Annotated in this window: 12 protein-coding genes and 1 pseudogene; 6 read left to right on the top strand and 7 right to left on the bottom strand. The window is 64.0% G+C overall.

The genetic code is table 11. From position 1 onward, the window contains the following. Nucleotides 1-50: 50 nt before the first annotated feature. From ACFI9K_RS21535 to ACFI9K_RS21525, 3 genes are read right to left on the bottom strand one after another with little or no spacing between them, the layout of a single operon-like run. Nucleotides 51-1,952 carry an ABC transporter ATP-binding protein gene (locus ACFI9K_RS21535; protein WP_462665377.1) on the bottom strand — a complete coding sequence of 634 codons (1,902 nt, stop codon included), beginning with the start codon at nucleotides 1,950-1,952 and terminating at the stop codon, nucleotides 51-53. Further along, nucleotides 1,945-2,865, bottom strand: a complete 921-nt coding sequence (locus tag ACFI9K_RS21530) for an ABC transporter permease (RefSeq protein ID WP_222095971.1) — start codon at nucleotides 2,863-2,865, stop codon at nucleotides 1,945-1,947. Before ACFI9K_RS21530 ends, ACFI9K_RS21535 begins: the two co-directional genes overlap by 8 nt. A gap of 32 nt (nucleotides 2,866-2,897) precedes the next feature. Further along, the gene (locus ACFI9K_RS21525; protein ID WP_462665376.1) at nucleotides 2,898-3,878 is read right to left on the bottom strand and encodes an ABC transporter permease; all 981 of its coding nucleotides are present in this window, start codon (nucleotides 3,876-3,878) and stop codon (nucleotides 2,898-2,900) included. Nucleotides 3,879-4,200: 322 nt separating this feature from the next. Here ACFI9K_RS21525 and ACFI9K_RS21520 point away from each other — a divergent pair, with 322 nt between their 5' ends. Together ACFI9K_RS21520 and ACFI9K_RS21515 are read left to right on the top strand one after the other, a co-directional pair. Beyond that, complete coding sequence (locus tag ACFI9K_RS21520) at nucleotides 4,201-5,157, top strand: hypothetical protein (RefSeq protein WP_462665375.1); 957 nt, start codon at nucleotides 4,201-4,203, stop codon at nucleotides 5,155-5,157. Next, nucleotides 5,154-5,816 (top strand): hypothetical protein, encoded by a 663-nt coding sequence (locus ACFI9K_RS21515; protein ID WP_462665374.1) that lies wholly within the window; start codon nucleotides 5,154-5,156, stop codon nucleotides 5,814-5,816. The genes ACFI9K_RS21520 and ACFI9K_RS21515 overlap by 4 nt, the downstream gene beginning before the upstream one ends. On the opposite strand, the gene ACFI9K_RS21510 is transcribed toward ACFI9K_RS21515, so the two are convergent. Together ACFI9K_RS21510 and ACFI9K_RS21505 are read right to left on the bottom strand one after the other, a co-directional pair. After that, the gene (locus ACFI9K_RS21510) at nucleotides 5,749-7,017 is read right to left on the bottom strand and encodes a DUF4185 domain-containing protein (RefSeq protein ID WP_462665373.1); all 1,269 of its coding nucleotides are present in this window, start codon (nucleotides 7,015-7,017) and stop codon (nucleotides 5,749-5,751) included. The two genes, ACFI9K_RS21515 and ACFI9K_RS21510, sit on opposite strands and share 68 nt — an antisense overlap. Before the next feature lie 141 nt (nucleotides 7,018-7,158). After that, on the bottom strand, nucleotides 7,159-7,572 hold the full coding sequence (locus tag ACFI9K_RS21505) for a DUF6992 family protein (RefSeq protein ID WP_222095967.1): 414 nt from the start codon (nucleotides 7,570-7,572) through the stop codon (nucleotides 7,159-7,161). 106 nt (nucleotides 7,573-7,678) lie between these two features. On the opposite strand from ACFI9K_RS21505, the gene ACFI9K_RS21500 reads away from it, so the two are divergent. Beyond that, a complete protein-coding gene (locus ACFI9K_RS21500) occupies nucleotides 7,679-8,011 on the top strand; it encodes a hypothetical protein (protein ID WP_462665372.1) in 333 nt (110 codons plus the stop codon). A 79-nt stretch (nucleotides 8,012-8,090) separates the two neighbouring features. Here ACFI9K_RS21500 and ACFI9K_RS21495 read toward each other — a convergent pair whose 3' ends face one another. After that, a complete protein-coding gene (locus ACFI9K_RS21495; protein WP_462665371.1) occupies nucleotides 8,091-8,657 on the bottom strand; it encodes a peptide deformylase in 567 nt (188 codons plus the stop codon). Between ACFI9K_RS21495 and ACFI9K_RS21490 the strand changes: the two are divergent. The 3 genes and pseudogenes from ACFI9K_RS21490 to ACFI9K_RS21480 all read left to right on the top strand — a co-directional run. Then, nucleotides 8,635-8,823, top strand: a pseudogene (locus ACFI9K_RS21490) (DUF2256 domain-containing protein); the annotation flags it as partial. The gene ACFI9K_RS21495 and the pseudogene ACFI9K_RS21490 sit on opposite strands and share 23 nt — an antisense overlap. Before the next feature lie 15 nt (nucleotides 8,824-8,838). Further along, nucleotides 8,839-9,090, top strand: a complete 252-nt coding sequence (locus tag ACFI9K_RS21485) for a DUF3253 domain-containing protein (protein ID WP_462665459.1) — start codon at nucleotides 8,839-8,841, stop codon at nucleotides 9,088-9,090. Nucleotides 9,091-9,127: 37 nt separating this feature from the next. After that, complete coding sequence (locus tag ACFI9K_RS21480; RefSeq protein ID WP_462665370.1) at nucleotides 9,128-10,741, top strand: HNH endonuclease signature motif containing protein; 1,614 nt, start codon at nucleotides 9,128-9,130, stop codon at nucleotides 10,739-10,741. 7 nt (nucleotides 10,742-10,748) lie between these two features. Here ACFI9K_RS21480 and ACFI9K_RS21475 read toward each other — a convergent pair whose 3' ends face one another. Continuing rightward, nucleotides 10,749-12,245, bottom strand: coding sequence for an acyl-CoA synthetase (locus ACFI9K_RS21475; RefSeq protein ID WP_462665369.1), 1,497 nt, complete (start codon nucleotides 12,243-12,245; stop codon nucleotides 10,749-10,751). Nucleotides 12,246-12,321 lie beyond the last annotated feature (76 nt).

Genomic DNA, 12,321 nt, shown 5'->3' with positions numbered 1-12,321 from the left:
GTGCGGCAGGAGTGGAGCCCGCGAAACGACCCCGGTTGGTTGCAGCAGGCTCATATGGCGTCGGCCAGTTTTGCGGCCTCGGCGATCCGGGCTCGTTGGAGCACGGGATCCGGGATGGGGATGGCCTTCAGAAGTGCACGTGTGTAGGGATCCTTCGGTGCGTCGAAGATTTGCTCCGTCGGGCCCTTCTCCACGAACACTCCGTTACGCATCACCGCGACTTCATCGGCGAGGTGACGCACCACCGACAAGTCGTGTGAAACGAACAGGTACGCCAGCCCTAGCTCTTCCTGCAGATCCTGCAGCAGGTTCAACACACCCGCCTGGATCGACACGTCGAGCGCCGACACCGGCTCGTCGAGCACCAGGATCGATGGCTTCAGCGCCAAAGCCCGTGCAATGCCGACACGTTGGCGCTGCCCACCGGAGAACTGAGTGGGATACCGGTCTGCGAGCTCGGGGCGCATTCCGACGGTGTCCATCAGTTCCCGAACCCGGCGGGTGCGCTCGTCGACCGGGACGCCGTTGATCTTCAGTGGCTCGGCGATGATCTCCCCCACCGGCATGCGCGGGTCGAGGGAACCCATCGGGTCCTGGAATACGATCTGGATGTGCGCGCGCAGCTTTCGTTGCTCAGCGCGGCTCAGACTGTAGGGCTCGACACCGTTGATCTGGATCGAGCCTTGCTGCGGCTTCACGAATTCCATGATCTCGAGCAGGGTCGTCGACTTGCCGCAGCCCGATTCGCCGACGATGGCCAGAGTGGAGCCGGCATGAACATCGAAGCTGATGCCTTGCACGGCAGGCACTTCCCCGGCCCGACGGCGCAGTACGGATCCCTTGAACACCGGGTAGCTCTTGTGCAGATCGGTCACCGACAGCACGGGTGCATCCTTCGATACCGTTACCGCCAGCTCCGCCGGGGCCTCCGATCGCGGTGCGCCCTCGAACTCCGCTTCCACCGATTCGGCTGTCGCCGCGTCGATTCGGATGCAGGCCGCGCTGTGATTCGGTGCCACCTGGATCAACGGCGGTTCGCCCTTGTCGCAGGCCTCTGTGTGCAGCGGGCACCGGGGTCCGAACGGACAACCCGTCGGGAGATTCACCAGAGCGGGCGGCGTGCCCTCGATGGGCACCAGCCGCTCCTGCGCGGGACGATCCGGGCGAGGAACGGAGCCGAGCAACCCGACGGTGTAAGGCATCGACGGGTGCGCATAGAGCTCGTCGACGGGAGCTGTCTCCACGGCACGGCCGGCGTACATCACCATGGCCCGATCGGCCACGCCGGCAACGACTCCCAGATCGTGCGTGATGAACACGACGCCGGCACCGGTGACGTCGCGGGCGGTACGGAGAAGATCGAGGATCTGCGCCTGAATCGTCACGTCGAGAGCGGTCGTGGGCTCGTCGGCGATGATGAGGTCCGGATCGTTCGCGATGGCCATCGCGATGACGACGCGTTGGCGCATCCCGCCGGAAAATTCGTGCGGGTAGGACTTCGCCCGTGTCTTCGGATCGACGATGCCTACGAGATCGAGCAATTCCAGGGTGCGCTCGTGGACCTTCGCCTTGTTCAGCGACGGATTGTGTACCGAGATCGCCTCGGCGATCTGATCGCCGATGCGGTAGATAGGAGTCAGCGCCGTCAACGGGTCCTGCGAGATCATCGCCACCGAACGGCCACGCTCCCGGGACATCTCGCGATCGGACAGTCCGAGCAGCTGACGGCCGTTCAGCTCGATGGACCCGGTGACCCGTGCGGTCTGTGGAAGCAATCCCATGACGGCCAGCGACGACACCGACTTGCCGGAGCCGGATTCGCCGACGATGGCCATGACCTCGCCCTTGTCGACCTGATAGTCCAGGCCGCGCACTGCCGTGACGCGGCCCTCCTCACTCGGGAAGCTGACTTCGAGTCCGCTGACCTTCAACACCGGCACAGTCTCAGCCACGTGCCTGTCCCCTCGTCGAGTTCGGATCGAATGCGTCGCGCAAGCCGTCGCCGACGAAGTTCGTCGCCAGCACGATCAATACCAAAGCGCCACAGCAGAACGCGAACAGCCATGGATAGGTCAACGCGGAGGACGTACCGTCCGCGATCAGCGTGCCGAGAGATACGTCGGGCCGCTGGACGCCGAAGCCGAAGTAGCTCAGCGACGCCTCGCCGATGATGGCGATTCCCACGTTGAGCGTCACGTCGACGATGAGGATCGACGCCATCGACGGCAAAACATGCTTGCCGATCACGCTGCCCGGCGTCGCGCCCATGTACTTTGCGGCGCGGATGAATTCGCGCTCACGCAGCGATCGCGTCAGCGCGCGAATGATGCGCGAGGTGATCATCCACGCGAACGCCGCCAACAGCAGCACCAGGATGAAGAAGCTCTTGTCGCGGAACAGCGGAGAGCAGATCGCGATGACCAGGAAGCTGGGGACGACGAGCAGAACATCGGCGACCCACATCAGCGCCCGGTCGGTCCACCCGCCGAAGTATCCGGCCACTGCACCGACAACTCCGGCGAGCACGGTGGAGATCAACGCGACGAGCATGCCGATGATCAGCGACTTCTGCAGACCACGCAACGTCTGAGCCAGGACATCCTGGCCGATCTGGTTGGTGCCGAACCAATGCCGCGTGGTGGGCGGTGAGTTGAGCGCGTACGCGTCGAGTTCCTCGTAGGTGAACGGGATGAAATGTGGAAGGACGAACGCCCCGACGAACATCGCGAGGAGTACGACGATGCCTACCAGAGCCGGCCGGTTGCGCAGGAAGCGTCGGAACACCAACCGCCGACGGGTGATCGGGGCAGCCGACTCGATCGGGCCCTCGACCGCAGCGATCTCGGGAACCACAGGTGTCGCCATCGCCGGTCCTTTCCTCTACTCGAAGTGGTGAATCAGTCCGCGTAACGAACGCGCGGATCCAATGCAGCAGTGAAGATGTCGGTCAACATGCCGGATACCAAGACCGACAGCGCGGTGAAGAGCGAGACCGCGAGCGTGATGTTGATGTCCTGACTGGTGATGCCGTAGATCAGCCAGTCGCCCATGCCGTACCACCCGAACACGCGCTCGGTGAACGTCGCGCCCGTGATCACCGCGCCCATTCCGAATGCGAACAGCGTCGCCATCGGGATGAGGGCCGTGCGGAAGCCGTGCTTGAAGATCGCACGCCCTCGCGTGAGCCCCTTACCGCGCGCGGTACGGATGTAGTCCATGTTCAGCTCGTCGAGCATGGAACTGCGCATGTAGCGGCTGTAGCCACCGATGGTGAACAACATCAGCACGACGGTCGGCAACAGCAGATGTTGGGCGCGGTCGACGATTTCGTTCATCAGACCGGGGGCGAGTGTGGTCGACGTTTCACCGGTGTACTGGAAGAACTGGCTTCCTGTGCTCTGATTGACCTGCACGGCAAGATATTTCAGCACCGGTGCCAGCACCAGAATCGGGGTGCTGATCAGGATGAACGTCACGACAGTCGCGACATGATCGAAGATCTTGTACTGCCGGACGGCACCGTAGGCCCCGATGAGGGTTCCCAGTACCGCGCCGAGGGCGGTGCCGAGCACGACCAGTCGCAGCGAGACGAGGATGCGTCGCCAGAGTTCGTCGTTGACCGAGCCGGCAGCGATGGTCTGGCCGAAGTCACCGTGAAGCACTGCCCACAGCCACTTCAGATAACGCAGCACGGGGTTGTCGTCGAGATGGAGCGCCGCGCGCTTGGCATCGAGCACAGCGCTCGACGGCGGTGGATTGCGGCTGAGCAGGTTGGACAACGGATCGAACGTGAGCGAGGCCAGGAGGTAGGTCAGAAACGTCGCGATGAGCAGCAGCACGACGTAGTTCAGCAACCTCCGCGCAAGATAACCGCCCACGCGTAACCACCTTCCATCGAGCACCACGGCCGTGCCCGATGGCACCGCTCTCGGCATTGTTCACACCGCGTGTTACCTGCTTGTTTCGTTAGCGGCGGAAACAGACATTCCTCAAGATAGCACCAGGAATTCATCTGACGACCACGGTAGCCGAACTCACTCCGACGCATCGGGACAATGCGGAAACCACGGCGGCAGAACGGGTCTGGCGAGCAGGGAATCGTAGGGTCCCCTAATTCATCGGGTACGGGAACGAATTCGCGACAATGCGGACAGCGCAAGGAAGTAGGTACTCGTTGTCGCGGTCAGTAGATTCTCGACCATGCCGACTGATTCCGCACCCGACGCATTCGCCTTCGAGCGGTTCGATGTCATCGACACCGGATCCATCTCCACGACGTTCGCAGCGAAGGAGCACCGATCCGGGCTGTACGTCCTGCACTTCGCGAACGGCGAGGCCTTCGTGGGATATGCCGACTCCGTGGCTGCCCAATTCGCCGCCGACCGCGACATCTGGCCCGACATCGAGACGCTCGACTTCACCCCCGGGACCGCGGACGTGTTCGAGCAGCTGACGGCGCTGATCTCGCAACTGGCTACCCTGCGTCAGCGCCCGGCGGAACCGACTGCGACAGGCGACGCACCGAGCGTCAAAGCCGCATTGCCGAAAGAACGCGCCAAGCGGGCAACGCTGCTGGACGCGGCCGTCGGGCAGAGCCGTCGCCAGTTCTGGGAGTTGTCCGACCACATCGCCTACCCTGCCATCCGCAGCATCGTGGCCGACTACATCAACTCCTCGATTCCCGACCCAGCGAACACCGAGAAGTACCTGTGGCAGATCAGCGCTATGTCCGACGCACAGGACGATGCCAGTCCGCGACGGTTGGTGACGCTGACGTGCGGCGGCTTCGAGACCTTGCGCGTCGACGAGATCACGCACGACGATCACACGATCGAACTGGACCTGCGCATCAACACCAACGTTCCGCGCGACCGGACCGACGAACAGCTCGAAGTCTCCAACGAGACCGTCAGCGCCGGACGCGGACCGTACCGGGACGAACGCGTGTGGTCGTGGTCGATCGACCTCGGAGCGCTGCTGGAAGAGGACGTGGACGTCGACCTGGGGATCGACGACGACACGTTCGACGACCTGGCCTACGGCCTCAATGCTCGACTGATGCGCTCCGGAAACTCAACGGGCGCAGCCACACACAACCGCGATCTAGCGGCAGACCTACTCGCCGAGGCGTACCGGCAGCTGTTCGAGGCCGAATGAGCGATCGGCTGTGGTACGTCTCCTACGGGTCGAACCTGCTGCGCGAGAGGTTCCAGACCTACCTGACCGGATCCGACGAGCTCTCGGAATTCGGCGCGCACCCACCGGCACCCTCGACGGCGCTACCCGCCGACCAACGGTGGCTGTGGATCGATCACGCGCTGTACTTCGCAGGAGTCTCGCGGCGCTGGACCGGAGCATCCGCCTTCGTCTCGACGACGGTCGATCCCGCGAATCGTTCTGTAGCGCGCGGCTATCTGATCGAGAGAACTCAGTTCGCTCACCTGGCCGCGGTCGAGAACGTCGCGCCCTACATCGATGTCGGAGCGACGCATACCCTCGCCATCGGACAATGGTCGCGGCTGGCAGTGGATCGGCGGGGCGAGAGCTTCCGCGGTAAATACGATGCACTGCTACGACTTCCGGACATCGACGGGCATCCCGCCTTCACACTGACGAGCTCGATCACGCGAGAGCCCGGCGAACCGTCGAGCAGATATGTTTCGACGATTCGCCGCGGGCTGATCTCGGCAGCACTCGATCTCGACGTCGATGCCTACCTGCGCGCCGCCGTCGAACGATCGGCGCAGATCACTTCAGCGCATCGAGGTTCGTCTTCAGCAGCAGTACGTTGTAATCCGACCACCGAGAAGCAGTGAAGTACAGGTCTTTTCCGCTCGACATCGGATGAATGAACGGTGCATAGATGCCACCCGCCGTTTGACCGGCGTCGAGGATGGTCTTCGGTGAACTCCACGGACCCTCTGGATTCTGGGCGGTGCGCGCTACCAGCGTGCGAGAGCTTTCGTCGCCATACATCATGACGTAGCGGCCGAGGTAGTCGCTCCACGCGACCGACATCTCACTGACGGGCCCCTTCACGATGGCCACCGTGTCACCGATGTTCTTGGACCACTGCTTCGTCGGATCCGGATCCTGCGTCGAGTACTCGTACGCGTCGAGGTTCTCGATCTGATCGGGTGCGACGCGAGAGACGAACGCATCGCCGAATCGTCCGTTGGGAGTGCCGAATTGGTACAGGTACTTGCCGTCCCGACCCAACACGTAGGCACTCTGCTGGAACTTGCCCTGGCTTTCGTGGACGTTGGTGAAGCCCGGAATCGTGACACCCTTGTTGACGCGGATCGTCCTGGGATCCGTCGTCCAATTCTGCCCGTTGTCGGTCGATTTGGCCGTCGCCGAGTAGTTGGTCACCCACTCGCCGGGTGCACCCCAGCGCTGCACCGACATGAAGTTGATGTACTGCGTGCCGCCGATCGCGATAGCCGCGGTGGGAATGGTGGTGTCCTCGACGCTCGGCAGCTTTGCGCTCGAGATGATTTCGGCGGCGTAGCGCGGATTGTTGGCTCTGACAACGGCACCCGAGGTGGTGTCGACGGGGTCGGCCGGCCCGATCTTGATACCTTGCGAGAGGTTGGTCGACGCCTTGTCCGAACGGAACAGCGCATTGCTGCGCCACTGCGCATTTCCGGAAGAGCAATCACCGAAGGTATCGCCGAACGCCATCAGAATCTGGCCGGCACCGTTGTCCCAACTGATGCCCAGGTCGGTTCCCGACATCGCCAGATCGTTGTAGGTGTCGTTCACGCTCTGCGGGCCGGTGACCCAGGCGATGCTCTGGGTGTTGCCGGTGATCCGAGGAAGAGGCCCCTGCGGCCCTTGCGGATTCTTCCCCGACATGCCGGCACTGCCCGACGACCCGAACAGCGGCGACGAACCCGGTCCACCGAGACCACCACACGGCTCGGCCGACACGGTAGGTGCGGTGAGAGCGCTGAGCCCGCTCACTGCCAGTGCAAGGACAGCCCCGACAGCAATCTGCCGACTACGTACACGCATGGACGAACCCGCCGTTCCCGTGTGACACACGATACCGATGTGACTGATGGGACGAGTGTTACGCAAATCTATTCATCGCGCAACAATTGAGGCGTGTCGGTGCTTGACAAAATGCCTACGGCGGGAATGACACCCGTGTGATTAACGACGAATCATGCGGACGTGCATCGTGTCCAGGACGAACAGGGCAGCGCCTTGAATGACCACGGCCGTTCCGTGGCCCACTGCCTGGTCCGCGGTGATCCTGCGGCCGAAACGAGGCTTCCGGACGGCGATATGCGCCCCGGCCGCGACGTAGAGAACATCGAGACCTGCGTTGATCCACAACAGCTTGCTGAGGCTCTTCGAGGTCGGGACCGAAGAGTTGAGCGCCCCGGCACCGGCGATCGCAACATCGATCGCTCCCCACCCGGCGGTCTGCTGGCCGAACGCACGACGGGCAGGCGAGGAGCCGCGCAACGCCAACACCGTTCCGACAAGGACACTTCCACCGCCCCACACCGCGAGACGACGGCCGAGCAGCTGGGCGACGACGGGAGCTTCCAATGCAGTCATGGTTGCCAGTGTGCCGTGCTCGGCACCATGACTGTCTCGTAACGCGCCGCCGGTTACGGTCGATCCAGTGAGGACCGAGTACTCGTATCCAAGCAACGGAGCCACCATGCTGAAGAAGATTCTCACCGGACTCGCCTTGGCGGCCGGCGGCGCACTGATCCTCGCGCCCACCGCATCCGCTGCACCCGACGACAACCCCTTCGGCCCCAAGGACTCCACCTCGAGCTTCGTCAGCGCCTTCGACCCTGCGGCTTACGGCAGCGCGAGCAACAAGTCGTTGATCATCAGCCCGTTCGGGACCAGTATGCAAATCGATTGCTCGTCGTTCCATGGACAAAGCTGGTGCACGCAAAACGGTCGCGTGCTGACCCAGATACGGATCCCGGCCGGGTCCTCGGAATGGGACTACCGCACGCTCAACATCTACAACCCGTTCTGACGCGTCGCGCCGGGTGCTGACGCTACCGCCTGCGCAGCAACACAACCCGAGGCTGATAGTGCGGCCCGCAGCCGGCTGATCACCAACCGAACGGATTCGCGTCGGACCCGGGCAGCCAACTGTTGCCCGGGTCCAACCACCCATTGGCCTTGAGCATCTTCCTAGCTGCACGCTGATTGCGGCCGATCAGGCGGTCGAGATAGAGGTGGCCGGCGAGATGATCGCACTCGTGCTGGAAACACCGAGCCAGATAACCCTCGCCCTCGACCGTGACCGGATTTCCCTCCACATCAACGCCGGTGACGCGGGCCCACTCGGCCCGTCCGGTCGGGTACCGCTCCCCCGGGACCGACAGGCATCCTTCGGAGTCTGCAGGGTCGGGCATCGTCTCCGGGATCGCCGACGTCTCGAGCACCGGATTGATTACGTGGCCGCGGTGACGCACTCCGCCGTCGCGCAGGTCGTAGACGAAAACCGCACGTGGGTCACCCACCTGGTTGGCCGCAAGGCCGGCACCGTGCGCGGCGGTGTTCGTCTCGAACAGGTCGTCGACGAACTCGGCCAGTTCCGCATCGAACTCGGAGACGGGCGTGGCAACCGTCGTCAGACGTGGGTCGCCGGCAATGAGGATGGGTCGAATCGCCATGCGGCGAGGTTACTTGCGACGAGGTTACTGTCGAAGCATGGCTCATTCTCGTCGCTCCCCCACCGCTCACCCCGCGGACAAGGTCTGCGCATCGTGCGGCCGGCGAATCGAATGGCGCAAAAAATGGGAAAAGAACTGGGATGACATCAAGTACTGCAGCGACGCATGCCGGAGACACAAGGTGAGCACCAGCGACAAAGAACTCGAAGACAAGATCCGAACCCTGCTCGACGCCCGATCCCGCGACGCCACGATCTGCCCCTCCGACGTGGCGCGAGCACTGTCCGACGACGGTTGGCGCGACTTGATGGAGCCGGTCCGCCGCGCTGCTCGCCGCATGGTCGACGCGGGAGAAGTCGAGATCACCCAGAAGGGTTCGGTCGTGGATCCGTCGACCGCGAAGGGCCCCATCCGCATCCGCTGGAAGCGGTGACACAAACCTGTCGGTGGGTGGGTATAGCTTTCGTGGGGTGAAGACATGGGGGGATGTGTTCGGGCTCGGGGACCAGGAATTGGTCACCGAGCTAGCCGACGTGACCTCGCATGAGAGTGCCTTGGCGGCAACGAGATTGACGTTGCTCGCCGAGATCGACCGACGCGGTCTGGCGATGAAACTGGGGCACTCGTCCGTCGCTCGCTGGTACGCCCGATCGGTGCGCATCACCGACGGATCCGCCGGCCACCAGATGGAAGTCGGGCAGTGGCTCACTCAGTGGCCGAGCGTGCTCGACGCCCTCGCCGGTGGTGACATCCATGCCGCGCACGCCTCGGCGATCGCCGACGGCTACGCCACCGTGCTGGTGGCCGATCCGACCTTGGACGAGAACCATCGCGACGCTGTGGTCGCCGAGCTACTCGAGACGGCTCTGGGGCGCACCGCCGGTCAGGTCACCTCACGCGCGCAGGCACTGGCATATTCCGCGGCCGAGGACGCCCGCGCCCGTCACGAGAAGGCAGAGCACGAACGCCGCGAGCAGGAACAGGCGAGCCGCGCCGACGCTGCAGCCTCGGGTGCCGACGATGGGGAGTCGAGCGACGACGCAGATCGTGACGATGCGGGTGGTGGCGACGAAGGTGGCGGTGATACGAATTCGGAGCCTGCGGGGCCCAAGCCTGTTCCGTGGGGGCCGCCGCCGGTGCCGGTGTCGGAGAACCCCGAGCTGAACCGATTCGATATTCATCCTCTCGCCAACGGCCGCTATCAATTCGGAGGCAACGCCGACCGGTTGCTGGCGGAGAAGCTGCTCACCGCGTTGTCAGCATTGACTGCGCCGCGACCCGGCCCCGGTGGCGAGCGCGACCCGCGCAGTCCCTCGAAGCGCCGCGCCGATGCACTCGATCAAATCCTCGACCGGCACCTGCGCGGCGGTAGCAGTGGGTCGGCGGGCGGGTCGCGGGCGTCGGTGCACCTGATCGTTCCCCTGCGGGAATTGCTGGCCCGCGGGGGCGAGAAGCAAACGGAAAGCGCAACAACATGTTCGACGGGAACGGGGTCAGTCGCCACCAGCTGCCCGGACGGCGGAGACGGCAGCGGCGCTATTGGCCCGCGTCCTGACGGCGCTGCCGGAGGCCGGGTTAATACGTGCGGTACAGCAACCGGTGGTGGTGTTCGTGCTGCTGGGCGGAAGCCTGCGCCCGAGCCGGGCGATCCAGACTGGCCGTTCCACCTCGACTGGACCGGCCCGATCAGCCGCTCCCTCGCCGAGCTCATCACCTGCGACGCAGACCTGACCCCCGTCATCGTCGACCACCACGGGGTTCCGCTCGCCCTCGGGCGCACCACCAGGTTGGCCAGCGCCGACCAACGCATCGCCCTGACCATCCGCGACACCTGCTGCGTCATGTGCGGCCGCCCCGCACAGTGGTGCCAGGCCCACCACGTGAAGTTCTGGGAAGACGGCGGCCCAACCGACCTGAACAACCTCGCGCTCGTCTGCGGAGAATGCCACCGCCTCGTCCACCACTGCGACTGGCAGATGATCATGGGCGACGACGGCCACCCCTACTCCATCCCACCTGAGTCCGTCGACCCCTCGAGGCAACCCATCCCCAGCTACCACCGCCGAAAACGGCGCGCAGCCTGACCATCAATTAACCGCGCAACTCTCGCTTGAGCAGCTTTCCACTCTGGTTGCGCGGCAGCTCGTCGACGAACGTGACGGTCTTGGGCACCTTGAACGGCGCGATGCGCCCCTTGACGTGGTCGATCAGCGCCTCCGCCGACAACTGCTGCCCGTCCTTCAGGACGACGACAGCCGTCACCGCCTCGATCCAGCGGTCGTCAGGCGTCCCGATCACCGCGACCTCGGCGACCGCCGGATGGGTGTAGATCGCGTCCTCCACTTCGCGGGACGCGACGAGAATGCCCCCGGTATTGATCACGTCCTTGATCCGGTCGACCACGGTGATGAACCCCTCGGCATCGCGGGTCACCAGATCGCCGGAATGAAACCACCCGTCCGAGAACGCATCTGCCGTCGCCTCCGGCTTGTCCCAGTAGCCGTCGCACAACTGAGGGGAACGATAGAGAATCTCACCGGGCTCGCCGTCCGGCACATCGCTGCCGTCGGCATCGACGATGCGGGTCTCGACGAAAAATACCGCCCTGCCGCACGACGCCGGCCTTGCCTCGTGCTCGTCGGGCTGCAATACCGTTGCCAGCGGTCCGATCTCGGACTGCCCGAAGCAGTTGTAGAACTCTATGTCCGGATACCTCTCACGCAGCCGAGTGAGCACGGTGACCGGCATGATCGACGACCCGTATTGCGCCTTCTTCAACGACGAAAGATCCCGCGTCTGCAAGTCCGGGTGATTGGCCAGCGGAACCCACACTGTCGGGGCCAGAAACAGTGACTTGATCTTCTCTTCTTCGATGCGGCGCAGGATCTCCGGAACGTCGGGCCTACGCATGAGCCGCACGGTGGCACCCACCGACAGGTACGGCAGCATGAACACGTGCATCCCCGCCGAGTGGTACATCGGCATCACGAGCAGCGGATCATCGTCCTGAGTGAACCCGAGAGCAATGACACACGACACGTACTCCGCCACCAGCGAGCCGTGAGACATCATCGCGCCCTTGGGTTTCGACGTCGTCCCGGAGGTGTAGAGCAACTGAGCGAGGTCGGCCGAATCTGCGGCAGGCTCGAGTTCGGATGCGTCGCCGTCCGAGCTCAGAACATCGGGGAGAGACACCACGTACTCGATCGACAGAGCGCCGCGAACGGAGCCGAGGGTATCCACCAACGCTGGGTCGACCAACACCGCGCGTGAGCCCGACTGTTCCAGCAAGTACTGCAATTCCTCGCCGACGAGCGCGTAATTGATCGGTACATGCACCAATCCGGCTCGCGCACAGGCGAGGAACGCGACGACGTACGCATCGGAATTGACGCCGTACGCCGCCACACGGTCGCCTTTGTCCAACCCCATCGCACGTAGTCGACGCGCAGCGCGGGTGACGGCGGTGTCGAGTTCTCGGTAGGTGTGACTACGACCCTCGAATGTCACCGCGGCACGATCGGGAAATTTCGCAGCCGACCGTCGCAGGACGCCGTCGACCGTGTTCACTCGCGTTCCGCTGCTCATCACCCGACGTTATAGGACGTCCAAGCTTCTCGCCCCGACTTCGGCATCGATGATTCGCGCGCCGATCACGGGGCAT

It is taken from the genome of Rhodococcus sp. PSi06 (assembly GCF_054960675.1).
The sequence above is the reverse complement of the archived record's forward strand: the minus strand, read 5'-3'. Positions and strand labels throughout refer to the sequence as shown.